Annotated in this window: 25 protein-coding genes; 14 read left to right on the top strand and 11 right to left on the bottom strand. The window is 74.7% G+C overall.

Annotation, left to right across the window (positions count from 1 at the left end; translation table 11 throughout):
* The coding region (locus tag AC0IVP_RS17725; RefSeq protein WP_471758254.1) for a hypothetical protein at positions 1-597 on the bottom strand (597 nt) is incomplete at its 3' end.
* Between the two features lie 86 nt (positions 598-683).
* Here AC0IVP_RS17725 and AC0IVP_RS17730 point away from each other — a divergent pair.
* From AC0IVP_RS17730 to AC0IVP_RS17755, 6 genes are all read left to right on the top strand, one after another.
* Complete coding sequence (locus tag AC0IVP_RS17730) at positions 684-1,283, top strand: signal peptidase I (protein WP_471758256.1); 600 nt, start codon at positions 684-686, stop codon at positions 1,281-1,283.
* Between the two features lie 29 nt (positions 1,284-1,312).
* Complete coding sequence (locus tag AC0IVP_RS17735; protein WP_056301058.1) at positions 1,313-2,398, top strand: ATP-dependent DNA ligase; 1,086 nt, start codon at positions 1,313-1,315, stop codon at positions 2,396-2,398.
* A gap of 65 nt (positions 2,399-2,463) precedes the next feature.
* A complete protein-coding gene (locus AC0IVP_RS17740) occupies positions 2,464-4,041 on the top strand; it encodes an alpha/beta hydrolase (protein WP_056301061.1) in 1,578 nt (525 codons plus the stop codon).
* Positions 4,042-4,062: 21 nt separating this feature from the next.
* Positions 4,063-5,118 (top strand): DNA polymerase domain-containing protein, encoded by a 1,056-nt coding sequence (locus tag AC0IVP_RS17745; RefSeq protein WP_471758258.1) that lies wholly within the window; start codon positions 4,063-4,065, stop codon positions 5,116-5,118.
* Complete coding sequence (locus AC0IVP_RS17750; protein WP_471758260.1) at positions 5,115-5,792, top strand: lysostaphin resistance A-like protein; 678 nt, start codon at positions 5,115-5,117, stop codon at positions 5,790-5,792. The genes AC0IVP_RS17745 and AC0IVP_RS17750 overlap by 4 nt, the downstream gene beginning before the upstream one ends.
* A 128-nt stretch (positions 5,793-5,920) precedes the next feature.
* Positions 5,921-6,124: a cold-shock protein gene (locus tag AC0IVP_RS17755; protein WP_055766945.1), complete on the top strand. Its 204-nt coding sequence runs from the start codon at positions 5,921-5,923 to the stop codon at positions 6,122-6,124.
* A gap of 102 nt (positions 6,125-6,226) precedes the next feature.
* Here the strand turns inward: AC0IVP_RS17755 and AC0IVP_RS17760 are convergent, their stop codons facing one another.
* Positions 6,227-6,715, bottom strand: a complete 489-nt coding sequence (locus AC0IVP_RS17760) for a hypothetical protein (protein ID WP_235565016.1) — start codon at positions 6,713-6,715, stop codon at positions 6,227-6,229.
* Between the two features lie 232 nt (positions 6,716-6,947).
* Between AC0IVP_RS17760 and AC0IVP_RS17765 the strand changes: the two genes are divergently transcribed.
* From AC0IVP_RS17765 to AC0IVP_RS17775, 3 genes are all read left to right on the top strand, one after another.
* Positions 6,948-9,641: an ExeM/NucH family extracellular endonuclease gene (locus AC0IVP_RS17765; protein ID WP_471758262.1), complete on the top strand. Its 2,694-nt coding sequence runs from the start codon at positions 6,948-6,950 to the stop codon at positions 9,639-9,641.
* Positions 9,642-9,721: 80 nt separating this feature from the next.
* Positions 9,722-10,144, top strand: a complete 423-nt coding sequence (gene msrB / locus AC0IVP_RS17770) for a peptide-methionine (R)-S-oxide reductase MsrB (protein ID WP_056301070.1) — start codon at positions 9,722-9,724, stop codon at positions 10,142-10,144.
* Positions 10,145-10,190: 46 nt separating this feature from the next.
* A complete protein-coding gene (locus AC0IVP_RS17775; protein WP_471758264.1) occupies positions 10,191-11,171 on the top strand; it encodes a hypothetical protein in 981 nt (326 codons plus the stop codon).
* 27 nt (positions 11,172-11,198) lie between these two features.
* On the opposite strand, the gene AC0IVP_RS17780 is transcribed toward AC0IVP_RS17775, so the two are convergent.
* The 4 genes from AC0IVP_RS17780 to hemE form a co-directional block, all read right to left on the bottom strand.
* Positions 11,199-11,579: a hypothetical protein gene (locus tag AC0IVP_RS17780; RefSeq protein WP_471758266.1), complete on the bottom strand. Its 381-nt coding sequence runs from the start codon at positions 11,577-11,579 to the stop codon at positions 11,199-11,201.
* A gap of 119 nt (positions 11,580-11,698) precedes the next feature.
* Positions 11,699-12,451: a hydrogen peroxide-dependent heme synthase gene (gene hemQ, locus AC0IVP_RS17785; protein WP_471758268.1), complete on the bottom strand. Its 753-nt coding sequence runs from the start codon at positions 12,449-12,451 to the stop codon at positions 11,699-11,701.
* A 32-nt stretch (positions 12,452-12,483) separates the two neighbouring features.
* Positions 12,484-13,851, bottom strand: a complete 1,368-nt coding sequence (hemG, locus tag AC0IVP_RS17790; protein ID WP_471758270.1) for a protoporphyrinogen oxidase — start codon at positions 13,849-13,851, stop codon at positions 12,484-12,486.
* Positions 13,848-14,945, bottom strand: coding sequence for a uroporphyrinogen decarboxylase (hemE, locus tag AC0IVP_RS17795; protein WP_471758272.1), 1,098 nt, complete (start codon positions 14,943-14,945; stop codon positions 13,848-13,850). The genes hemG and hemE overlap by 4 nt, the downstream gene beginning before the upstream one ends.
* A 126-nt stretch (positions 14,946-15,071) precedes the next feature.
* On the opposite strand from hemE, the gene AC0IVP_RS17800 reads away from it, so the two are divergent.
* The 5 genes from AC0IVP_RS17800 to AC0IVP_RS17820 all read left to right on the top strand — a co-directional run bounded on the left by AC0IVP_RS17800 (position 15,072) and on the right by AC0IVP_RS17820 (position 18,506).
* Complete coding sequence (locus AC0IVP_RS17800) at positions 15,072-15,698, top strand: DUF3000 domain-containing protein (protein WP_056301259.1); 627 nt, start codon at positions 15,072-15,074, stop codon at positions 15,696-15,698.
* 117 nt (positions 15,699-15,815) lie between these two features.
* Entirely contained in the window at positions 15,816-16,544 is a 729-nt protein-coding gene (locus AC0IVP_RS17805; protein WP_082557250.1) for a LuxR C-terminal-related transcriptional regulator, read from the top strand.
* Complete coding sequence (locus AC0IVP_RS17810; protein WP_471758274.1) at positions 16,541-17,785, top strand: ribonuclease D; 1,245 nt, start codon at positions 16,541-16,543, stop codon at positions 17,783-17,785. The genes AC0IVP_RS17805 and AC0IVP_RS17810 overlap by 4 nt, the downstream gene beginning before the upstream one ends.
* A 140-nt stretch (positions 17,786-17,925) precedes the next feature.
* Entirely contained in the window at positions 17,926-18,222 is a 297-nt protein-coding gene (locus tag AC0IVP_RS17815; RefSeq protein ID WP_056301089.1) for a YciI family protein, read from the top strand.
* Complete coding sequence (locus AC0IVP_RS17820; protein ID WP_471758276.1) at positions 18,219-18,506, top strand: hypothetical protein; 288 nt, start codon at positions 18,219-18,221, stop codon at positions 18,504-18,506. Before AC0IVP_RS17815 ends, AC0IVP_RS17820 begins: the two co-directional genes overlap by 4 nt.
* Here the strand turns inward: AC0IVP_RS17820 and AC0IVP_RS17825 are convergent.
* The 5 genes from AC0IVP_RS17825 to AC0IVP_RS17845 form a co-directional block, all read right to left on the bottom strand.
* Complete coding sequence (locus AC0IVP_RS17825; protein WP_235565017.1) at positions 18,503-18,793, bottom strand: thiamine-binding protein; 291 nt, start codon at positions 18,791-18,793, stop codon at positions 18,503-18,505. The two genes, AC0IVP_RS17820 and AC0IVP_RS17825, sit on opposite strands and share 4 nt — an antisense overlap.
* On the bottom strand, positions 18,790-20,700 hold the full coding sequence (dxs, locus tag AC0IVP_RS17830) for a 1-deoxy-D-xylulose-5-phosphate synthase (RefSeq protein WP_471758278.1): 1,911 nt from the start codon (positions 20,698-20,700) through the stop codon (positions 18,790-18,792). Before dxs ends, AC0IVP_RS17825 begins: the two co-directional genes overlap by 4 nt.
* 69 nt (positions 20,701-20,769) lie before the next feature.
* On the bottom strand, positions 20,770-21,168 hold the full coding sequence (locus AC0IVP_RS17835; RefSeq protein WP_471758280.1) for a hypothetical protein: 399 nt from the start codon (positions 21,166-21,168) through the stop codon (positions 20,770-20,772).
* 32 nt (positions 21,169-21,200) lie between these two features.
* On the bottom strand, positions 21,201-22,442 hold the full coding sequence (locus AC0IVP_RS17840; RefSeq protein WP_471758282.1) for a class I SAM-dependent RNA methyltransferase: 1,242 nt from the start codon (positions 22,440-22,442) through the stop codon (positions 21,201-21,203).
* On the bottom strand, positions 22,435-24,468 hold the full coding sequence (locus AC0IVP_RS17845; protein ID WP_056301103.1) for an APC family permease: 2,034 nt from the start codon (positions 24,466-24,468) through the stop codon (positions 22,435-22,437). Before AC0IVP_RS17845 ends, AC0IVP_RS17840 begins: the two co-directional genes overlap by 8 nt.
* Between the last annotated feature and the right edge of the window lie 2 nt (positions 24,469-24,470).

Raw genomic sequence — 24,470 nt, forward strand, 5'->3', positions numbered from 1 at the left:
TCCCACGACCCCGCCGCCACCGGTCACCCCGCCGGCAGCAGCCCCACCGGAGGCCGCACCGCCACCCGGGTCACCCGCCCCCACGTCCGCACCGGAGCCGGCCGCGACGAGGGACAGGCCGACCCCGAGCGTGTCGGACTGGGCGACGTCGTCGTCGGCGCCGTCGGGGAAGTCGAACGTGAGCACCAGGCACTGTGGGCCGGCCAGCGCGAGCCGGGTGACGGCCCCGCCGGTCAGCGCGAGGGCGGCGGGCGCGGTGGCGGCCACGCAGGTGCCGTCGTCGTAGCGGCCGGCGGCGATCGAGGCGGACACCTGACCGGCCAGGTCACCCTCGTCGGCAGCACAGGTCTGGTCGCCGGCCCGCACCTCCGGGCGCAGACAGTCGTTCTCCTGCTGGTCCAGCGTCACCACCGAGACGCCCAGCCGGTCAGCCTGGTCGGCCCACGCGTCGGGCAGGTCGACCGGGGTGGACCAGGTGGCGCCGGGCAGCAGCTGGGTGCCGGCCCACGCGGTCCCGGCCGGGGCCAGGACCGCCAGCACGACGCCGGCCAGCGCGGCCACGGCGACCGGGCGGCGGTGGGGACGGGGGTGTGGCACCCGGCCATCCTGGGACGGCGGGGGCAGGCCCGGCATCGTCTGTCTTGATGATGCGCCGCGCGTGCGGGCCCGCCCACGATCGTCCCGTGCACCCCGCGACGCGCGTCCTCCGTCACCTGCTGACGTGGCTGCTCGGCCTGCTGCTGCTGGGCGCGACGGCGGCCGCGCTCACCGTCGCGCTGTACCCGCGGGTCACCGACGGCCAGGCGCTGGCGGTGCTCAGCGGCAGCATGGAGCCACGCATGGCGGTGGGCGCGATGGTCTTCACCCGGCCCGTCGACCCGGCCGAGGTCGCCGTGGGCGAGGTGATCACCTTCGTGCGTCCCGGCGGACAGGGCGAGCTGGTCACCCACCGGGTCGTCGGCGTCGACGCCACCGGACCGGTGCCGGCCTTCACCACCCAGGGCGACGCGAACGACGTCGCCGACCTCGACCCGGTCCCCGCCGCTGCGGTCGTGGGCGCACCGCAGTGGGTCGTGCCCGAGCTGGGCCGCTGGGCGGCGGTGCTGCACAGCCCCAAGGGGCTCGGTGCCCTGGTGCTGCTGGCCTGCGCGGTGATCGCCCTGGCGCCGGGGAGGCCCACCGGCGAGGGCAGCGAGACCGGCACCGACGCCGACGACGTCGAGGACACCGGGGCACCCCGACCCGGCGGCACCACCACCCTGGACCGGCTGCGCCTCGTCTGAGCCCGGCGCACGCTGCCAGACTCCCCCGCATGGACCTGCCCGTGATGCCCCCGGTGAAGCCCATGCTGGCCAAGGCGACCAAGGACGTGCCGACCGGCGAGGGCTGGTTCTACGAGCCCAAGTGGGACGGCTTCCGCTGCATCGTCTTCAAGGACGGCGACGAGGTGGAGCTGGGCAGCCGCAACGAGCGGCCACTGACCCGCTACTTCCCCGACGTCGTCGAGGCCGCCCGCGCCCAGCTGCCCGAGCGTTGCGTGGTCGACGGCGAGATCGTCGTGCCGCGCGGGGACCGGCTGCACTTCGAGTCCCTGCTGCAGCGCATCCACCCCGCGGCGTCCCGGGTGACGAAGCTGGCCGCGGAGACCCCGGCGTCCTTCGTGGCCTTCGACCTGCTGGCCCTGGGCGACGAGTCGCTGCTGGGCACCCCGTTCGCGCAGCGTCAGGCCCGGCTGCGGGAGGCGATGGCGACGGCCCAGGCACCGGTGTACGTCTCCACGATCACCCAGGACGCCGCGGTGGCCCAGCGCTGGTTCGAGGAGTTCGAGGGTGCGGGCCTGGACGGCGTCGTCGCCAAGCGGGGCGACCAGGGCTACGAGCCCGACCAGCGGCTGATGGCCAAGGTCAAGCACGTCCGGACGGCGGACTGCGTGGTGGCCGGCTTCCGCTGGCACAAGACGACGACCCCGGAGAAGCCCCTGGTCGGGTCCTTGTTGCTGGGGCTGTACTCGGCGGACGGCACGCTGCAGCACATCGGCGTCGCTGCCTCCTTCACCACCAAGCGGCGCGGCGAGCTGGTCGGTGAACTGGCGCCCTTCCGGGCCGATGCTGTCTCCGGGCACCCCTGGCAGGACTGGGCCAACGCTCAGGTCGAGGGTGAGGGTGAGCACCGGATGCCGGGGGCGACGAGCCGCTGGAACGCGGGCAAGGACCTGTCCTGGGTGCCGCTGCGACCCGAGCTGGTCGTCGAGATCCGCTACGACCAGCTGGAGGGCAGCCGGCTGCGGCACACCGGCCAGTTCCAGCGCTGGCGCCCGGACAAGGACGCCGCCCAGTGCACCTACGACCAGCTCGACGTGCCGGTGCGGTACGACCTCGCCGAGGTGCTGGGAGGTTGAGAGTCTGACCACCCGGGGCCGCTGGGACGGGCGTGACGCGTGAGGTCCTCCTAGGGTGGACGACCGTGACCGCTCGCTCCCGGCCCCGCGCCGGCTCCCGCACCCGGGCCGCCGCCCTCCTCGCCGTCGGGCTGGTGGCCCTGACCGCCTGCACGTCCGGGGACGACACGGCACCCGCGGCCGGCTCGACGACCGCGTCGCCGACGCCCACCGAGGCCCCGGTCGAGCCGGTCGCCTGGGACGACTGCACCGCCCAGATCGCCCCGATCATCGCCGGGCGGCCCGGCGCCGACCGGCCGCTGACCTTCTCCTGCGGCACCATCGACGTGCCCCTGAGCCACGAGGACCCGACCGGCCCGACCCTGTCGCTGTTCGCCGTCCGCGCGGTCTCGGGCACCCAGGCCGACCGGATCGGCTCGCTGGTCGTGAATCCCGGCGGCCCCGGCCTCTCGGCCACCGACGCCGCCGTGCAGTCCGCGCTCACGCTGCCCGACGCCGTGCTGGGCCGCTTCGACGTCGTCGGCGTCGACCCGCGCGGGGTCGGGCTCTCGCAGCCGGTGGAGTGCGTCTCCGACGCCCAGAAGGACGAGTTGTCGGCCGCCGAGCCGCGCCCGACGTCGGCCGCGCAGCTGGACGACGCCTTCGGCCTGGTCGACGAGGTCGCCGCCGGTTGCGCCGAGGAGTACGGCGCCGGGCTGGGTGCCTTCTCCACCGTCGACTCCGCCCGTGACCTCGACATCGTCCGCGAGGCGCTGGGCGACGAGCAGCTGAGCTACCTGGGCTACAGCTACGGCACCACCCTGGGCTCGACGTACGCCGAGCTGTTCCCGGAGAACGTGCGGGCGCTGGTCCTCGACGGCGCCGTCGACCCCGACGCCGACCGCGAGGAGGCCGCGGAGGCGCAGGCCGCCGGCTTCGAGGCCGCCTTCGACGCCTTCGCCGCCAACTGCGTGGCCCTGGTCGGCGGGTGCCCGGTCGGCGCCGACCCGCGCACCTTCGTCAACGACCTGCTCACCCAGACCGCCACGACCCCGATCGCCAGCTCCCGCGAGGGCGAGACCCGCGCGGCGACGCCGGGTCTGGTGCTCGCCGCCGTCCGGTCCGCGCTCTACACCCCGGCCGCCTGGCCGCAGCTGGCCCAGTCGCTGGCCACCGCCCAGCAGGGCGACGCCGCCGGGGTGCTGACCCTGGCCGACACGTTCACCGGGCGCGGCGAGGACGGCACGTACACCAACACGATCGACGCCAACCTGACGGTGAGCTGCTCGGACACCGAGGAGACGCACGACCAGGACGAGGTCCGCGCGCTGGTGGCCGAGTGGAACACCACCTACCCGCTGTTCGGCGCGGACGCCGCGCTGGGCCTGTACACCTGCACGCCGTGGGAGGCCCCGCGCACCCCGCTGCCCGACCGGGACGCCGAGGGCGCCGCACCGATCCTGGTCATCGGCACCCAGGGGGACCCGGTGACCCCGCTGCCCGGCGCGGTGGACATGGCCGAGGACCTGACCTCGGGCGTGCTGCTGACCTGGCAGGGCTCGGGCCACACCGCCTACCCGCAGACCGAGTGCGTGACCGCGGCGGTGGACAGCTACCTCGTGGACCTGGTCGCGCCGCTGGACGGGCTCACCTGCCCCGCCTGAGCACCACCTAGGGTCCCCGGCATGGCCAGCAGCAAGGACGCCGTGGTGCTCGACGTCGACGGGCGGGAGGTCCGGGTGTCCAGCCCGGGCCGGGTCGTCTACGACGCCACCGACCGCACGCCGGCGATCACCAAGCTGCAGGTCTGCCAGTACGTGGCGGCCCTGTCCGGGCCGATGCTGCGGGCCCTGGGCGACCGGCCCACGGCGATGGAGCGCTGGCCGGACGGCTGGCAAGAGGGCATGCGGCTGGCCACCGGGCCGCGCGACCCCGATGCCGACGGCTTCTACCAGAAGCGGCTGCCCAAGGGCGCGCCCGAGTGGATCCAGACGGCCCGGATCACCTTCCCCAGCGGGCGGACGGCCGACGAGCTGTGCCCCACCGAGGCCGGGCACCTGGTGTGGGCCGCCCAGATGGGCACGCTGACCTTCCACCCGTGGCCCGTGCGCCGTCCCGACGTCGACAACCCCGACGAGCTGCGCATCGACCTGGACCCCCAGCCGGGGACCACGTTCGCCGACGTCCGCCGGGTCGCCGAGACCACCCGGGAGCTGCTCGCCGAGCTCGGGATCCGCGGCTACGCCAAGACCAGCGGCAACCGCGGCGTGCACGTCTACGTGCGGATCCGCCCGGAGCACTCCTTCGAGGACGTCCGGCACGCCGCCATCGGGCTGGGCCGCGAGCTCGAGCGCCGGGACGACGGCGTCACCACGGCCTGGTGGAAGGAGGAACGCGGCGAGCGGGTCTTCGTGGACTTCAACCAGAACAACCGGGACCGCACCATCGCCGGCGCGTGGAGCCTGCGGGCCCGCCCCGGCGCCCCGGTGAGCACCCCGGTCACCTGGGCACAGCTGGCCGAGGTCGAGGACCCGGCGGAGCTCAACCTGGTGACCGTCCCCGACCGGCTGGCCGACGGCGACCCCTGGGCCGAGGTGGACGACGTCGCCCACGACCTGGCGCCGCTGCTCGAGCTGTGGGAGACCCTGCCCGGCGGGGAGCTGCCCTTCCCGCCGGACTACCCGAAGATGCCCGGTGAGCCGATGCGCGTGCAGCCCTCCCGGGCGCGCACCCAGGAGTGACCCGGCGGGGCCTGCCGCTGCTGTCCACCGCGCTGGCGCTGCTCGTCTGGGGGGTGCTCGTGGTGCCCCTGCTGCCCCCGGCCCCCGGGGTCCGGACGGTGGCGAACCTGCTGGCCGTGGCCGTCCTGGTCGCGGCGACCCGGCTGTCCCGCGCCGAGCTGGGACTGACCCGGGACCGTGCCGGAGCGGGCCTGCGCTGGGGCGGTGTGGTGCTGGGTGCGGTCGGGGCGGGGTACCTGGTGGCTCTCCTGGTGCCGCCGCTGCACGTGCTCCTGGACGACGCCGCCGGCACCGACACCACCGCCGAGCTGCTGCTGCGCGTGCTGGTGTTCATCCCGCTGGGCACCGTGCTGGCCGAGGAGTTGGCCTTCCGCGGGGTGCTGCTGGGGCTGGCCCGGCGGGTGCTGCCGACCCCGAGGGCCGTGGTGACCACCTCGGTGGTGTTCGGGCTGTGGCACCTGGCGACCGCCCGGACGCCCGACGCCGCCGTCAGCGACCCGCTGCCGGCCGCCCTGGCCGTGCTGGGCGTGGTGGTGGCCACCACCGGTGCCGGGGTCCTCTTCGCCCTCCTGCGGGTGCGCAGCGGCAGCCTGCTGGCGCCCGTGGCGGCCCACCTGGCGACGAACGTGCTGGGTCTGGTGGCCGTCGCGGTCGCCGTCCGAACCGGTTCCTGAACCACTCCAGGACACCCCCGGGAGGGTGCGGTGCTGCGGGGACTGGACAGGTGTGGTTAGGGTTCAGGTGTCGGGAAGGCTCTGTAAGTGGCAGGACCCCGACGTACGACCTCAGCTAGGAGCGAGCAATGCCCGAAGGAACAGTGAAGTGGTTCAACGCCGAGAAGGGGTTCGGCTTTGCCACCCCCGATGGCGGCGGCCCGGACGTCTTCGTCCACTACTCGGCGATTCAGACCAGCGGGTACCGCTCGCTCGATGAGGGCCAGCGCATCTCGTTCGACGTCGAGCAGGGCCAGAAGGGCCCGCAGGCTGCGAACGTCAACCCGGTCTGATCTCCTGACCGGCGGCTGACCTCAGCCACCTGATCCACCGACAGCGCCCCTCGACCTCCGGGTCGGGGGGCGCTGCCGCGTTCCGCGGGCCGGCGGGGCCGCTCAGTGGGCGCGCGGCACGTACCCGCCGATGAGCGCGGACATCAGCAGCGCGCCGGCGTCGTCGCCGACCGCGGTCGCGGCCTCGGCCATCGCCCGCCAGCGGTCCCGCTCCACCTCGGTGGCCGCGTTCGCGACGCGTGCGGTGAGCTGCTCGGTCAGCCGGGCCCACTCCGACTGCGGGGTCGGCCACAGCCCGGTGAGCCGGCGGGTCTCCCCCGACACCCCGGTGATCCGCACGACGTCCCCGGCGACGTTGGTCAGCGCCGCCACGTACCCGGTGTCCACCAACCCGCGGACGGCGGCCACCACGTCCTTGCGGGGCAGTCCGCTGGCCGGCACGACCTGGCCCAGGTAGGGCGCTCCCCCGTGCTCCGGGCTGTCCACCAGCCGGGCGATCGCGCGCAGCACCGGCAGATCGCGGCTGAACCAGACGTCGGGCAGCGGTGCAGCGGCGGGCGGGGTGGGGTTCGAGGACGGGGGCGTCGTCACGGGGGTCCTCTCGTACCGGGGTGCCCGGCCGGGTGCGGCCGAGCCGCTCCACGGTACGCAGTCGCCGTCGCCACACCGTCCGGTCACCCGCACCGCCACCCGGAAGATGACCCCGGGTCATTACCCGAGCTGAATTGGTAACCCGTTGTTCATCGACGTGGACACAGCGCGCTGCCAGGATCGACACATCCCCCGTCCCGGAACGGCCGCCCCGGTGGCCGTGAGGAGAACCGTGTCCCCGAGCAGAACAGCACGACCCGCCGTCCTCGGCCTGGCCGTCGGCGCCCTGGTCGCCGGCGGTCTGGTGACCACGGCCGCCCCGGCCGCCGCGGTGTCCCCCGACGTCGTGGTCAACGAGGTGTACGGCGGTGGCGGCAACTCCGGCGCCACCCTGCGCAACGACTTCATCGAACTGCGCAACGACGGCAGCACCGCCGTGGACCTGACCGGCTGGAGCGTGCAGTACGCCTCGGCGACCGGCACCAGCTGGGCGGCCACCCCGCTCACCGGCTCGATCGCGCCGGGCGCGACGTACCTGGTGGCGCAGGCAGCCGGCACCGGCGGCACCGCGGACCTGCCGACCCCCGACGCGACCGGTCGACTGGCCCTGGGCGGGTCCGCCGGCAAGGTGGCGCTGTCCACCGGCAGCACCCCGCTGGACTGTGCGACCGCCTGCGCCGGCACCGCCTCGGTCCGCGACCTGGTGGCCTGGGGGTCCTCCGCGACCGGCGGCGAGGGCGCCCCGGCGGCCGGCACCACCAACACCACGTCGGTCTCCCGCGTCGCCGGTCCCGACACCGACGTCAACGCCGCGGACTTCACCGTCGGCGCCCCGACGCCCACCCCGTCGGGCAGCACCACCCCCGACCCGGACCCCGAGCCGGACCCCGACCCGGAGCCGGTGCCGACCGCACCCACCTGCGACACCACCCCGGTGTCCATCGGCAGCGTGCAGAGCGACGGCGCCACCAGCCCGGTCACCGGCCGCACCGTCACCGTCGCCGGCACCGTCGTCGGCGACCTGCAGGCCGGCGGCCTGGGCGGCTTCCACGTCCAGGACGCCGGGGACGGCGACCCGGCCACCTCCGACGGCGTCTTCGTCTACGCCCCGGGCGGGACCGACGTCGCCCTCGGCGACCGGGTCGTCGTCACCGGCACGGTCGCGGAGTTCAAGCGCACCGCGGACGCCGCACCCGGCACGGTCACCCAGCTCACCGCCCCGCTGACCACGGTCTGCGGCGCCGGCGAGCTGCCCGCCGCCGCCACCCTGCCGCTGCCCTCGACCACCGAGCAGCGCGAGGCCCTGGAGGGCATGTCCGTCACCCTTCCGGCCGACCTCACGGTCACCGAGGTCTACGGGCTGAACACCTTCGGCGAGGTGCTGCTGTCCTCCGGCGGCCGGCTGCTGGCCCCCACCGAGGCCGCCGAGCCGGGCGCGCCCGCCCAGGCGGTCGCCGCCGACAACGCCCTGCGGTCGATCACGCTGGACGACGCGGTCAGCACCAACCTGTCCACGTCCGACCAGGCGCCGCCGTACCTGACGGCGACCGACCCGGTGCGGGTCGGTGACACCGTCTCCACCCTGCAGCCCTCGGTGCTGGGGTACGGGTTCGACGAGTACCGCCTGCAGCCGGCCGACGGCAGCGCGGCGGGCACCGACTTCGCCCCGACCAACCCGCGCACCGCAGCGCCGGCGCCGGTGGGCGGTGACCTGCGGGTCGCCGACTACAACGTCCTGAACTACTTCGTGACGTTCGGCGGGCAGTCCCGGGGGGCCTCGAACGCCGAGGAGCTGGCCCGCCAGCAGGCCAAGATCGTCGCCGGGATCACCGCGCTGGACGCCGACGTCCTCACCCTGCACGAGATCGAGAACTCCGCCGTCACCACTCCCGGCGACGACTACCGCGCCGTCGAGACGCTCCTCGCCGCCATCGAGGCCGCCGACCGCCAGGACTGGGACGTCGTTCGGGCACACGAGGACACCGACGTCATCACCAACGCGATCGTCTACCGCACCGGGGCCGTGACCCCGGCCGGGCCGCCGCAGGTACCGGCCGACCTGTCCGCGTTCGGCAACGCGCGCAGCCCCATCGCGCAGACCTTCCTGGCCGCTGGAGCCTCCGGTGAGGTGTTCACCGTCGTGGCCAACCACCTGAAGTCCAAGGGCTCGGGCAGCGGCGGGGACAACGCCGACACCGGCGACGGCCAGGGTGCCTCCAACGGCGACCGGGTCCGTCAGGCGCAGGCGCTGGTGGCCTTCGCCGACCAGCTCGTGGCCACCTCCGGCGACCCGGACGTGCTGCTGACCGGGGACTTCAACTCCTACCGGTACGAGGACCCGCTGGACGTCGTCCGGGCGGCCGGGTTCCAGGACATGGGCCCGGTGCTGGCCCCGGACCAGTACAGCTACGTCTTCGACGGCGGGTCCGGCTCGCTGGACCACGTCTTCGCCTCGCCCTCGATGGCGGGCAAGCTGTCCGGGCTGACCGTCTGGGAGACCAACGCGGTGGAGTCCTACGCCTACCAGTACGACGGCCACGGCCCGCTGTTCGCCGCCGACCCCTACCGGGCCAGCGACCACAACCCGACGGTGCTGGGCATCGAGCTCACCCCGGCCGACGTCCCGGCGACGGCCACGGTCAGCGAGTCCCGGCCCTTCCGGGGCGACCGGGTCACCGTCACCGGCGCCGGCTTCGCCGCCGGTGAGCAGGTCACGGTCACCATCGGCGGACGCCGGGTCGGCACCGCGACCGCCGACGACGCCGGCGCGGTGACGCTGTCGCCGCGGGTGCCGGTGCTGCTGGCCGCCGGGGACCAGGCCGTCGTCCTGACCGGCTCCTCCGGGGAGACCGCCACCTCGACGGTCACCCTGCGGTCGGTGCTCGGGGAGCTGCTGGACCGGCTGCGGCAGCTCTTCGGCCGCTGACCCCAGCACGTCCCACGACCGGGCCGTCACCCCTCCCGCACCACGGGCGGGGGTGGCGGCCCGGTCGTACCGTGGGGTGCATGACCCAGCATGTCGAGCACCAGCCCACGGTCACCAAGAGCGACGAGGAGTGGCGCGCGCAGCTCTCCCCCGAGGAGTACGCCGTGCTGCGCCAGGCCGGCACCGAGCGGCCGTGGGTCGGCGAGTACACCGACACCAAGACCCAGGGCGTCTACTCCTGCCGGGCCTGCGGCGCCGAGCTGTTCACCTCCGAGACCAAGTTCGACTCGCACTGCGGCTGGCCCTCGTTCTACGAGCCGTCGGCCGGTGACAACGTGGTGCTCAAGGAGGACCGCAGCCTGGGCATGCGCCGCGTCGAGGTGCTGTGCGCCAGCTGCCACAGCCACCTGGGCCACGTCTTCGAGGACGCCCCGCAGACGCCCACCGGCGACCGCTACTGCATCAACAGCGTCAGCATCCGGCTCGCCCCCGCCGAGGGCTGAACCGCACCTCCCGCACGAGCAGGGGCACCCCGGGGATGATCCCGCGGTGCCCCTGACCCGTCCCACCCGCTGGACCTGCACCGTCGGCCTGGTCGTCGGCCTCGCCGCCCTCCCCGGGTGCGGCCTCCTCACCCCGCAGGAAGCCGTTGACGCCGCCGAGGCGCAGTGGGAGTCCGTCCCCGCCGCCGCCCGTGACGCGCTGCGCCTGGGTGAGCGGCAGTCGCAGGCCGAGGGGTCGGTCGCCGACCGGTGGGCGATCTGGGCGGACTCCGCGCTCGCCCCCGGCGAGGGGGACGGCGAGGTCCTGGGGAGCGGCGTCGTCGCGGCCTGCACCGCGGTCGCCGACGCCCTGGCCGGCACCGGCGTGCAGGCGTTCGGGGTGCTGCCGCTGACCCCCGGGCTCGTCGCGGCCGACGGCGACACGTGTGCCCGCGGCCTGACGCTCGGGTCCTGGCGGACCACCACCCGGGACCAGGACGTCCGTGACGGGCAGGGCCGCCCGCTGGCCACGGGCGAGCTGCAGCTGGGCCGCGCCGGGGACGACGACCGGGTGCAGCTGCTGGGCGTGGCCCTGGACCTCACCAGCGGCCTGCTGGAGACCAGCAGCGACACCCCGCCGTGGACCGCGCCGGTCACCGAGGTGGACGCGGTCGACGTCGACGCCGCCCTCCTCGACGCCGCCCTCGAGCTCCCGTCGGACCTGACCGGCACGGTCGAGGACGTGGTCGTGGTCGTCGCCCCGGCCGGGACGCCGCTGCGGGCGACCGTCGGCTGCAGCGCCCCGCTGGGCGGGATCGGCGTCGAGTCGCCGTCGACCACCTACGGCCTGACGTCGGCGGTCACCGTCGAGTACGGCTCCCCCGGCGAGGACGCCGGCCAGGTGGCCTGCGACGGCGCCCCGGCCGTGGTCGACCTGGTGCCGACCCTCCGCTGGACGCCGGCGGGCGGGGAGCCCACCGACGTCGTCGTGCTGGACACCGCCCGCCTGGCCGACGGCCCGACCACCCTGCTGGTGGACGAGACGTAGGTCGCTCCGTTGGTGAGAGGGGCGACCTCAGAGGAGAGACACGGCGTAGACGACGGCTGCGGTTGCGACCACCACCGTGACGATGCGTGGGATGACAACCCCGATCAACCCTGCTCGACTCTTCGACGCAAGCGGATTCGCTGAACGATCTGCCAGTTCGTTGACGATCGCAGCCGGGTGAGACGGGTCGCCGTACAGGGCCTTCATGAGCAATGACACCTTGACTTGAGCCCGTTCGAGCGTCAGCAGCAACAGGAAGCTGACGGCTGCACCGACCAGCAAGACCGTGAGCCGGACCGGGACCTCATCGCTTGCGACGAATCCAGCGGCAACCAGGCCTGCAAACGCCATGAAGAAGTTGAAGCGCTGATTGAGCAGGTTCTCGAGAAACGCCCGTTCGTCACTCATCGACCAGCCGTCTGAACTCCGCCTCAGCGGTGAGCCCGTGTGATCGCCAGGGTCAGCGGACGAACCGTGGTCACTCACAAGGGCCCCCCATCACACCGATCGGTCATGCACGGGCAGGGTCAGGCCAGGCCCTGCACCAGCTCGGTGACCGACTTGCGGGTGCCGGTGTAGAACGGGATCTCCTCGCGCACGTGCCGGCGGGCGCGGCTGGCCCGCAGGTCGCGCATCAGGTCGACGATCCGGTGCAGCTCGTCGGCCTCGAAGGCCAGCATCCACTCGTAGTCGCCCAACCCGAACGAGGCGACCGTGTTGGCCCGCACATCGGGGTAGGGCCGGGCCTGCATGCCGTGCTCCTTGAGCATGTCCCGCCGCTCCTCGTCGGGCAGCAGGTACCACTCGTAGGACCGCACGAAGGGGTACACGCAGACGAAGCGGCGGGGCTCCTCGTCGGCCAGGAACGCCGGGATGTGCGACCGGTTGAACTCCGCGGGGCGGTGCAGCGCCATCTGCGACCAGACCGGCTCCAGCCGGCGGCCCACCTGGGTGCGGCGGAAGCGGGTGTAGGCCTCCTGCAGGTCCTCGGCGCGCTCGGCGTGCCACCAGACCATCAGGTCGGCGTCGGCGCGCAGCCCAGCGACGTCGTAGACCCCGCGGACGACGACGTCCTTGCCGGCGAGCTCGTCGACCAGGCCCTGGGCCTCCTGGGCGGCGGACTGCCGGTCGGCGTCACCGAAGGGCTGGGCGAGCTTGAAGACCGACCACATCGTGTAGCGGATCTGGGCGTTGAGCTCGTTGGCCCGCTTGCCGATGCTCTTCTGCTCGGGTGCGGTCTCCGTGGGGCCCGTGGTCGCTGCAGGCGTCGCGTCGGTCATGTCCCCATCTTCCTCCCGGCGCGGGAGCGCGATCAGGTGAGGCTGGCCACCGCGCGACGGGCGTCCCGGATGCAGGCCGGCACACCGACCCCCCGGTAGGCGGCGCCGGCGACGGCGAGACCGGGCACGGCGGCCACGGCGGCGTCGACCGCCGCGACCCGGTCGGGGTGCCCGACCAGGTACTGCGGGAGGCCCCCGCCCCAGCGGACCAGGTGGGTCTCCACCGGTTCGGGGCGCTCCAGTTCCAGCAGGTCGGCGACGTCGGCGACCACGGCGGCGGTCAGCTCGTCGTCCTCGCGCCGGAGCTGGTCCTCCTCCAGGTGGCGGCCCACCGAGGACCGCACGCGCAGCAGGCCGTCGCCGGACAGGTGCGGCCACTTCTGCGAGGAGACCGTGACGCCCTTGACCAGCCGCCCGGCGACCGGGGGCACCAGCAGGCCCGACCCCGAGGCGAGCTCCTGGCCGGGGAAGGCCATCGCGACCACGGCCATCGAGGCGTACGGGATGCCCTGCAGCGCCTCGACCGCGTCCGGGGCGACGTCGGCCAGCAGCCGGGCGGCCTTGCCCGCGGGCACCGTGACGACGACGTGGTCGGCGCTCAGCACCTCGCGGTCGGCCCCCACGGTGAGCTCGAACCCGCCGGGGACGCGGCGCAGCGCGTGCGCCGGCGTCCGCAGCCGGACGACGGCGCCGGAGGCCTCGACCAGCCGGTCCGGGAGCGACCCGATGCCGTCGGCGACGGTGGCGAAGACCGGGCCGTCGGGGGTCCCGGCGGCGGCCTCCCGGCTGCGCGACCCGGCGTCCCGGGCTGCCGCGGCGGCGGCCAGCACCGTGTCGTGCCGGGGCAGGTGGGCGGCCAGCGCGGGCATCGTGGCAGCCAGCGACAGCCGGTCGGCCTGACCGGCGTAGACCCCGCCCAGCAGCGGCTCCACCAGCCGGTCGACCACCTCGTCGCCCAGCCGTTCCCGGAGCAGCCCGCCGACCGGGGCGTCCCGGTCGTAGCGCAGCGGGGGCAGCGCGGCCTCGGCGTGCACCCGGGCCACGCCCTCGGCGGACAGCAGCCCCGCCAGCCCGTCGGCCGAGGTGGGGACGCCGAGCAGGGTGCCCGCCGGCAGCGGGTGCCGGCCGTCGGGCAGCACCACGGCCGCCTGCGTGGTCGAGGGCGCGACCGTCTCCAGGCCCAGCTCGTCGATCAGCTGCAGCGCCTCGGGCACCCGGGCCAGCACCGCCTCGGGGCCGGTGTCGTACCAGGCACCGGCCAGCCGGACGCGGCCCAGCTTCCCGCCGACCCGGTCCCCGGCCTCCAGCACGACGACCTCGTCGCCGGGGTGCGCGCGGGACCAGGCGAAGGCCGCGGTGAGGCCGGTGATCCCGGCCCCGACGACGACCAGCCGGCTCATGCGCGCGTGGTGAGCTCGTGCACCAGCTCGACGACGTGGGTGATCGCGCCCGGGTCGGTGTCGGGGAGGACGCCGTGGCCCAGGTTGAACACGTGCCCGCGGGCGGCGCGGCCCTCGGCGACGATCCGGCGGACCTCGGCCTCCAGGGTCGCCCGGTCGGCCAGCAGCACGGCCGGGTCCAGGTTGCCCTGCAGGGAGTAGCCGGGCCCGACGCGGCGCGCGGCCTCGTCCAGCGGGATGCGCCAGTCGACGCCGACGACGTCGGCACCGGCGTCCCCGATCAGCGGCAGCAGCTCGCCGGTGCCCACCCCGAAGTGGATGCGCGGCACGTCCCGGACGCCGGCGGCACGGTCGCCCAGACCGTCGAAGACGGCCCGGGAGTGCGGCAGCACCCGGGTGGCGTAGTCGCGAGCCGACAGCACGCCGGCCCAGGAGTCGAAGAGCTGGACCGCGGAGGCACCGGCGTCGACCTGGGTGCGCAGGAACACCGACGCCGAGACCGACAGCTTGGCCAGCAGCCGGTCCCACGCCTCGGGCTCGGCGTACATGAAGGCCTTGGTGCGGGCGTGCTCCTTGGAGGGCCCGCCCTCGATCAGGTAGGTCGCCAGGGTGAAGGGCGCACCGGCGAAGCCGATGAGCGGGGTCTCCCCCAGCTCGGCGGTCAGCGCACCGACGGCCTGCACCAGGAAGCCCAGCGCCTCGGGCTCGAGGTCGGGCAGCGCGTCGACGTCGGCCACCGAGCGCACCGGGTGGGCGACGACCGGGCCGATGCCGGGCTTGATCTCGATGTCGACACCGGCCACCACCAGCGGCAGCACGATGTCGGAGAAGAGGATGGCCGCGTCGACGCCGTGCCGGCGGACCGGCTGCAGGGTGATCTCGGTGACCAGGTCGGGGTCCTGGCAGGCGGCCAGCATCGCGGTGCCGGCACGCAGTGCGCGGTACTCCGGCAGCGAGCGGCCGGCCTGGCGCATGAACCAGACGGGGGTGCGCCGGACCTCGCGACCCAGTGCCGCCCGGACCAGGTCGGAGTCGGCGGCGGCCCCGGGCGTGCCGTGCGGTGCCGACAGGGGTGCTGCTCCAGGGGTGCCCACGAGGGTCCATCCTCCCAGAAGGCCCGCCGTGGGGCAGGACACGCCCCGACGGTCCGACGAGGCCCGCTGACCTGCGGCGGCGCGTCGGGAGCGGCGGACACGGGCGTGTCGCCCTACCCTGCGGACGTGGAGCGACAGAGCAGGCCGGAGCGCGGGGCCGAGCCCCCCGCGGACTTCCAGGCGGCGCTGGACTCGCTCGCGACGGTACGGGCCCGGCCCGAGGTCGTGCTCGAGGACATTCCTGCACCGCAACGGCTGGCCCCGTGGTCGCACGCGATCGGCGCCCGCGTGGCCGAGCCCGGCGTGCTGCCGGACGAGGACGAGGTGGAGATCGCCAGCGGGCGGTTCATCGTGCTCTTCGACCCGGCCGGCCACGAGGCCTGGGACGGCACCACCCGCTGCGTGGGCTACGTCTCCGCCGTGACCGACGAGTCCATGGTGGACGACCAGATGTTCTCCGAGGTGGCCTGGAGCTGGCTGACCGAGGCCCTGGTGGACCACGACGCCGGCCACCACGCCGTCGGCGGCACGGTCACCCGCACCGCCTCGACCCGCTTCGGCGACATCGCCGGGCCCGAGCACTCCGTCGACGTGGAGATCCGGGCCTCCTGGACCGCCAGCGACACCGACCTCGACCGGCACCTGCAGGCCTGGCTCGAGGTGCTCGGCAACGCCGCCGGTCTCCCCCCGCCGGGGGTGCACCTGCTGGGCTCGGCGGGCAACGGCCGGGCGTCCGGCGGCGGCGGCTCATAGACTCACCGGGACTGCTCCACCCGGAGCAACCCCGTTGGGCCGGCTGCGGCGACACCCCGTCGACACGCAGCCGCGCCGCACAGCACGTGAGGACGCAGTGACCCAGGGACGGACGGCGTGACCCTCGGAGTCACCCGCGCCGACGGCGCCCTGCTCCCCCCGGACGCCACGGCGCTCGTCGTGGACCCGGCGCCCCTGGTCCGGGAGGCCCTCGGTGCGCGCCTGCGGGCCCTGGGCGCCCGCGACGTCGAGGAGTCGGCGTCGCTGGAGGAGGCCAGGGTCCGGGCGCACGTGTCCGGCCCCCGGGCGCTGTGCGTCATGGACGTCGACCTGCCCGAGGTCGGCCGAGACGGTCCCGAGGCCGCGCGCGCGACCGAGGGCCCCCGGGACACGGGCCGCGGCCTGGAGCTGCTGCCCTCGCTGCAGGCCGACGGCTGGCCGGTCACGGTCGTGCTGACCGCGGTCACCGACCCGGCCGTCGTCCGGGCGGCGTTCCTGGCCGGCGTCCAGGCCTACCTGCTCAAGTCCTCACCGCTGGCCACGCTCACCGAGGGGCTGCGCGCCGCGCTGTCCGGTGAGGTGTACGCCGACCCCGGCATCGCCAGCAGCCTGGCCCTGGGGCTCACCCGGGCCGGCGTCGAGGAGGGGGTCGGCGAGCTGTCGGCCCGCGAACGCGAGATCCTCCGGCTGGTCGCCGAGGGACACACGAACAAGGAGATCGGTGATCTGGTGGACCTGTCCGCACTGACGGTGAAGAGCCACCTGGCCCGCATCGCGCGCAAGCTGGGAACCGGCGACCGGGCGCACATGGTCGCCCTCGGCATCCGCTCCGGGGTGATCGTGTGACCTCCCCCGAGGGTGCACCCGCCGTCGAGGAGACGCCGGAGTCGACCGCCGTCCCGCTGCTGGCGCCCCGTGACGGCCTGCCGCCGGTCATCGAGACCTCGACCGCGCTCGCCGACTACGCCCGGGCCCTGCGCGGGGGCAGCGGCCCGGTCGCCGTCGACGCCGAGCGCGCCTCGGGGTACCGCTACGGCCAGCGGGCCTACCTGGTGCAGCTGCGCCGGGCGGGCTCGGGCACCGGCCTGGTCGACCCGGTGCCGCTGCCCGACCTCACCCTGGTCCAGGACGCCATCGGCGACGCCGAGTGGGTGCTGCACGCGGCCAACCAGGACCTGCCCTGCCTGGCCGAGATCGGCCTGACCCCCACCAGGCTCTTCGACACCGAGCTCGCCGCCCGGCTGGCCGGGCTGCCCCGGGTCGGCCTGGGCGCCGTCGTGGAGTCGCTGCTGGGGTACTCCCTGCAGAAGGGCCACTCGGCCGCCGACTGGTCCACCCGCCCACTGCCGGCCGACTGGCTGGTCTACGCCGCCCTCGACGTCGAGGTGCTGGTCGAGCTGCGGGACGCCCTCGCCGGCATCCTGGAGGAGCAGGGCAAGACCGAGTGGGCGCGGCAGGAGTTCGAAGCGATCCTGGCCGCCGGTCCCCCGGCACCCAAGGTGGACCCCTGGCGGCGCACCTCGGGCATGCACGGGTTGCGCAGCCGCCGTCAGCTCGGGGTGCTGAAGACGCTGTGGGAGGCCCGCGACCTGCTCGCCCGCCGTCGCGACGTCGCCCCCGGGCGGGTGCTGCCGGACTCCGCGATGGTCGCCGCCGTCGCCGCGGACCCCAAGACCGAGACCGAGCTGATCGACCTGCCGGTGTTCCGCGGCCGGGCCAACCGCAAGCTGGCCAGCACCTGGTTCGGCGCCCTCAAGGCCGGCCGCGCGCTGCCCGAGGACCAGCTGCCGCTGCACAGCAAGCCCGGCGACGGCCCGCCCCCGGTGAACCGCTGGGCCGACCGGGACCCGGTCGCCGCCAAGCGGCTGCAGGCCGCCCGCGCCGGTCTCGCCGCGCTGGGCGAGCAGTGGTCGGTGCCGGTGGAGAACCTGCTCTCCCCCGACCTCGTCCGCCGCCTGGTGTGGAGCCCGCCGGCCGACGTCACCCCCGACGTCGTCGCCGGGGTGCTGCGCGAGGGCGGCGCCCGCGAGTGGCAGATCGGCCTGACCCGCGACCTGCTCGCCGACGCCGCCGCGATCACCGCCTGACCCGTCGAGCTGCCACCGCGGCACCGCGGCACCGCGGCAATGGAAGCAATGCCCCTCACCAGGAGCCCATGGAGGGGAGCGTTGCTTCCTCAGCCGCTTCGTGGGGGGCCCGCCGCGCGCGGGGCCCCTAGGGTGGCGGCGTGATCTTCGCCGTGACCTACCGCTACACCGACGACACCGAGACCCGGGACGCCGTGCGTGCCGAGCACCGGGACCACCTGCGCGCGCTCGCCGCCGACGGCAAGCTGCTGATCTCCGGGCCGTTCGCCCCCGGGGAGCCGGCCGGTGCGCTGCTGCTCTTCCGCGCCGAGACCCGCGACGAGGTGGCCGGCTGGATCGCCGCCGACCCGTTCAGCGTCCGCGGCGTCGTCGCGGAGTCCACCACCACCGAGTACCTGCCGGTGCTGGGCTCGCTGCTGCCCGCCTTCGAGGGGTGACCGCCGGCGGGGACGTCGAGGTCGGCGCGCTGGCGATCAACGTCGTCGTCCCCCCGGAGCTTCGGTGGACCGACACCCGGGCCGGCGTCGAGTTCGAGCTGACCAGCCTGACGGTCCGGCTGCTGCCCGACGGCACGCGGGCGGTGAAGGCCTACGGCCGCCCGGTCACCGGCGGCCGGGGTGGCTACACGTCCTTCCCGGTGCCCGACCGGCCCGGACTGGCGGCACTGGTCGAGGCCGGTGCCGGACGCGCCGCCGAGCTGTGGGCGGCCAGCCGGGCCTAGCGGAACTTCGAGGTCAACGAGTCCATCGTCCGCGACACCTGGGCGATCTTCACGTGGCTGATGCCGCCGGTGGCCCCGGCGGCCAGCATCGCCTCGTGCGCGGCCCGCAGGGTGGCCCACACCTCGTCGGCCGTGCCCTCCAGCGTCGTCCCGAGGGCACCGACCTCCGAGCGCAGGCCGGACGCCTGGATGACCGCGATGGCCGCCTCGACGTGGGCGTGCGGGTCCTCCGGGGTACCGGGCGGCGAGGGCGCCACCTGGATCTCGGCGATCACCTGGTCGCTCACTGCTGCTCCCCCACCCGGGCGACGACGTCGTCGCGGTCGACGATCTTCGCGGCCCACTCGGCGATCCGCCGGGCCACGTCCTGCTCGGTGAGGCCGTGGTCGGCCAGCACCTGGGCGCGGCTGCCCTGCTCCAGGAACACCTGGGGCAGCCCGATGGTGCGCAGCGGGACGTCGACCTCGGCCTCGCGCAGGGCGCTGGCCAGGGTGTCGCCCACTCCGCCGGAGCGGCCGCCGTCCTCGACGGTGACGGCCAGCCGGTGCGCACGGACCAGCTCGACCAGCTCCGGGGACGCCGGCAGCACCCAGCGCGGGTCGACGACGGTGACGGCGATGCCGTGGTCGGCGACCCGCTCGGCGGCGGCCAGGCACAGCGGCACCATCGACCCGCAGGCGACCAGCAGCACCTCCTCGCGCTCGCCGCGCCGCAGCACGTCGACCGGTCCGCGGCGCTCGAGCGCCGGGATGTCGGGAGGCACCGACCCCTTGGGGAAGCGGAGCACGGTGGGCCCGTCGGTGACGGCCAGTGCCTCGCGCAGCGCCTCCTTGAGGGTCGCCTCGTCGCGCGGCATGGCCAGCCGCAGACCGGGGACGACGGCGCAGATCGAGGTGTCCCACATGCCGTTGTGCGAGGGGCCGTCGGTGCCGGTCACCCCGGCCCGGTCCAGCACCACGGTCACCGGCTGGCGGTGCAGCGCGACGTCCATCAGCAGCTGGTCGAAGGCCCGGTTGAGGAACGTCGAGTAGACCGCGACCACCGGGTGCAGCCCGGCCATCGCCAGGCCCGCCGCGGAGGTGAGGGCGTGCTGCTCGGCGATGCCGACGTCGAAGGTCCGCTCGGGGAAGCGCTCGGCGAACGGCGCCAGGCCCGTGGGGTGCAGCATCGCGGCGGTGATGGCGACGACGTCGGAGCGCTCCCCGCCGATGTCGACCAGCTCGTCGGAGAACGCCGAGGTCCAGTCCCGGCCGGCCGAGGCCGAGCTGACCCCGGAGTCGGGGTCGAAGACGCCGGTGGCGTGCCAGGCGTCGATGAGGTCGCTCTCGGCGGGGGCGTAACCGAAGCCCTTGGTGGTGACCGCGTGCACGATGACCGGGCCGCCGAAGGCCCGGGCGCGGCGCAGCGCGGACTCCATGCCGGCGACGTCGTGGCCGTCGACGGGGCCGACGTACTTCATGCCCAGGTCCTCGAACATGCCCTGCGGGCTCAGGACGTCCTTGAGGCCCTTCTTGATCGCGTGCAGCGCGTCGTAGAGCGTCGTCCCGACGACGGGGGCCCTGTGCAGGGTCTGCCGGACGGCGTCCAGGGCCTGCTCGTAGCCCGGGCGCAGGCGCAGGGTGGCCAGTGCGTCGGCCACCCCGCCGATCGTCGGGGAGTAGGAGCGGCCGTTGTCGTTGACCACGATGACGACGGGCCGGTCCTGGGCGGCGGCGATGTTGTTCAGCGCCTCCCAGGCCATCCCGCCGGTGAGCGCGCCGTCGCCGATGACGGCGACCACGGGCCGCACGTCACCCCGGACGGCGAAGGCCTTGGCCAGCCCGTCGGCGTAGGACAGCGAGGTGGAGGCGTGGCTGTTCTCCACCCAGTCGTGCTCGCTCTCGGCCCGCGCCGGGTAGCCCGACAGGCCCCCGCGCTGGCGGAGCTGCTCGAAGCCGGCGAGCCGGCCGGTGAGGAGCTTGTGCACGTAGGACTGGTGGCCGGTGTCGAAGACCACGGGCTCGCGCGGGGAGTCGAAGACCCGGTGGATCGCGATGGTCAGCTCGACGGTGCCCAGGTTCGGTCCGAGGTGGCCGCCGGTCTTGGCGACGCTGGTGACCAGCGCGTCGCGGATCTCCGCGGCGAGGACCGGGAGCTGGTCGGGCGCCAGCGCCCGCACGTCGGCGGGCCCGGTCAGGGATCGGAGCAACGACACGACGGGGCAGGGTCCTCTCGGGGGGCGGCGGGTGCCCCGATGGTAGTCGCGGGGCCGCAGGGCGCAGGTCTACAGCCGGGGCACCCACCGCTCACCGCGCAGCGCACCGCCGACCAGCTCGACGCCGCGGGCCGCCGCCGCCAGCCGGGCGCCCTCCCGCTCGTAGGCGGCCACCGCGGCCTCCATCGCCTCCGGGGGCAGCTGGTCGGCCAGCTCCACCCGGACCGTGCGCCAGCCCGCCCGGGCCGCCTCGAGCCCCGCGGCGACGTGGTCCCCGGCGAACCGGGCCAGCAGCACCGGGTAGCGCCGCAGCACCTCGTGGGAGCGGTACTCCGGGGGCACCAGGTCGTACAGCCAGGCGACCGCGGTCCGCTCCCAGTCCGGGACACCGGGTGGGCGGACCTGCTCGGGCCAGCCGGGCGGCGCGGTGCCGTCCCGGCCGGGGGACGCGCGGTCGATCGGGGGCACGTACCCGAGTGTGCCCCGCCGGTCCGACAGCCTCAGCGGGCCGCCGGGACCAGCAGCGCGACGCACTCCACGTGCGCGGTCATCGGGAAGGCGTCGAAGGCCCGCAGCCCCGCCACCGTCCAGCCGGCGTCGGCGAACACCGCGACGTCCCGGGCCAGCGACGCCGGGTCGCACGCGACGTAGACCACGGCCCGGGCGCCGGAGTCGGCCAGCACCGCGCTGACCTCGCGCCCGGCACCGGCCCGGGGCGGGTCCAGCACGACCACGTCGGGGGCACCGGGGAGCTCGGCGAGCAGCTCGCCGAGGCCCTCGGCGTCCACCGCGCCCTGCCAGACCTCGGCCTGCGGCAGGTCGGAGAGGTTGTCGGCGGCCGCGGCGCACGCCCCGGCGTCGTACTCGACGCAGACGACCTGGCCCTCGGGGCCCACCCCGGGCGCCAGAGAGCCACCGAAGAGCCCGGCGCCGGCGTACAGGTCCAGCACCCGCTCCCCCGCGCTCACCGCGGCGAAGCCGGCCACGGCGCCCACCAGGGCGTCGGCCGCGGCCGGGTGGACCTGCCAGAAGCCGGTGCCCTCGACCTGCCAGTCCCGGTGCCAGGCCCGGCGCTCGGCCCGCTGGTCGTCCCGCTCGGCGCCGGCGTCCGGGCGGACCACCCGGGTGGACTGGGCGTGCCCGCGGCGGTCCAGCCGGGTGGTGGTCACCCCGCCCACCGAGTCCACGGCGACGTCGACCGCGCCGGCGCCGTCCCAGGTGCGGCCCAGCACGGCGTCGACGGCGGGCTGCACGGTGATCGGGCAGTCGTCGAGGACCACGACGTCCCGCGACCGGTGCGGTCGCAACCCGGGCCGGCCCGACCGGTCGACGGCGAAGCGGGCACGGGAGCGCCAGCGCAGCGGCCCACCGGGCAGCTCCTCGACGTCCAGGGAGACGTCCATCCCGGCCAGCCGGGCGAACTGCTCTGTGACGACGTCGCCCTTGAGCCGGCGCTGGGCCTCGGGGGCCACGTGCTGCCAGTCGCAGCCGCCGCACTTCCCGGGCCCGGAGTACGGGCAGGGCCGCTCGACCCGGTCCGGGGAGGGGTCGAGCACCTCGACGGCGTCCGCGCGGCAGTAGCCGGGGTGCCGGTCCTCGGTGACGACGACGACGACCCGCTCGCCGGGCAGCGCGTGCCGGACGAAGACCACCCGGCCCTCGTGCCGGGCGACGCAGTGCCCGCCGTGCGCGACCGGCCCGACGGTGACCTCGAACCGCTCTCCGACCCAACCGTCAGCCACGGCCGTCCAGGTCGTCGTCGACGATGCCGCGCCGCAGGTCGCCCGGCGCGGGGCCGGCGCTGCGCTGCAGCTCCTCCTCGCGGTCCCGGGAGCCCTCCAGCTGCCAGGGCACGGTGGTGATCATGACGCCGGGCTGGAACTGCAGGCGGGCCCGCAGGCGCAGGGCGCTCTGGTTGTGCAGGACGTTCTCGAACCAGTGCCCGACGACGTACTGCGGGATGAAGACGACGACCAGCTCGCGCGGGCTGTCCCGCCGGATGTCCTTGACGAAGTCCAGCACCGGGCGGGTGATCTCCCGGTACGGGGAGTCCAGGACGGTCAGCGGGATGGGGATGTCGTAGCGCTCCCAGTCGGCCTGCAGGGCCCGGGTGTCGGCCTCGTCGACGTTGACGTTGAGCGCCGTCAGCTGGTCGGGCCGGGTGGCCCGGGCGAAGGCCAGGGCGCGCAGCGTGGGCTTGTGCACCTTGTTGACCAGGACCACCGCATGCACCTTGGAGGGCAGCGTGCGGGAGTCCCCGGAGGGCACGAGCTGGTCGGCGACCTGGGTGTAGTGCCGGTTGATCTGCCGCATGAGCAGGTAGATGAACGGCATCACCAGGATGACCAGCCAGGCACCGCGGGTGAACTTGGTCAGCACGATGATCACCAGGACGACGGTGGTCAGCGACCCGCCGACGGTGTTGATGACCTGCGAGCGGCGCATCCTGGCGCGCTCGGCGCCCTCGGCGGTCGCCATCTCGCGCTTCCAGTGCCGGACCATGCCCCACTGGCCGATGGTGAAGCTGGTGAAGACGCCGATGATGTAGAGCTGGATCAGCCGGGTCGAGTCGGCCTGGAAGGCCACGATCAGCAGCGCGGCGAACCCGGCCAGCAGCAGGATCCCGTTGCTGTAGACCAGCTTGTCGCCGCGGGTGTGCAGCTGCTTGGGCATGAACCTGTCCTGCGCGAGCACCGAGCCCAGCAGCGGGAAGCCGTTGAACGCGGTGTTCGCGGCCAGGATCAGCACCAGCGCGGTGGCGGCCTGGATGTAGAAGAACCCGAACGAGGTGTCCCCGCCGAAGACCGCTGAGGCGACCTGGGCGATGACGGTCCGCTGCGGCTCGGTCTCGCAGTCGGTGAAGCCCTCGAGGTCGCAGGGGAACTCGGCGTACTTGACCCCGGAGAACAGCGCCAGCGCGGTGACGCCGGCGAACATGGTGGCCGCGATGCCGCCCATCAGCGCCAGCGTGGTCGCCGCGTTCCTGGACTTCGGCGGCTTGAACGCCGGGACGCCGTTGGCGATGGCCTCGACCCCGGTCAGCGCGGTGCAGCCCGAGGCGAAGGCCCGCAGCGCGAAGAACAGCAGCGCGACCCCGGTCAGGTTGTCGAACCCGGGCTCGGGGGTGATCGTGTACGCCGCGCTCTCGGCGACCAGCGAGGCGTCCCGGAAGAAATACTCGATGAACCCGGTGACGATCATCACCATGATGCCGGCCACGAAGAGGTAGGTCGGGACGGCGAAGCTCTTGCCGGACTCCCGCAGGCCGCGCAGGTTCGCCGCCGCCAGGAAGCCGACCAGGACCACCGCGATCAGCACCCGGTGCTCGGCGAGGCCGGGGAACGCCGAGATGATGTTGTCGGTGCCGGCGCTGACGGACACGGCCACGGTGAGCACGTAGTCGGTGAGCAGTGCGCTGGCCACGACCAGCGAGGCGAACCGGCCGTGGTTCTTGGCCGCGACCTCGTAGTCACCGCCGCCGGAGGGGTAGGCGTGCACCACCTGGCGGTAGGACAGCACCACCACGACCAGCAGCAGGACGACGGCGACGGCCAGCCACGGGGCCAGGAACAGGAACGCCGTCCCGGCCAGGGTCAGCACGATGAGGATCTCCTGGGTGGCGTAGGCCACGGAGGAGAGCGGGTCGCTGGCGAAGATCGGCAGCGCCAGGCGCTTGGGCAGGAGCGACTCCCCGGCCCGGTCGCTGCGGACCGGCCGACCGAGGACGAGGCGTTTGGGGAGTTGTCCGAGGTCGGACAGCGAAGGCACGG

Source organism: Klenkia sp. AC732 (genome assembly GCF_979256525.1).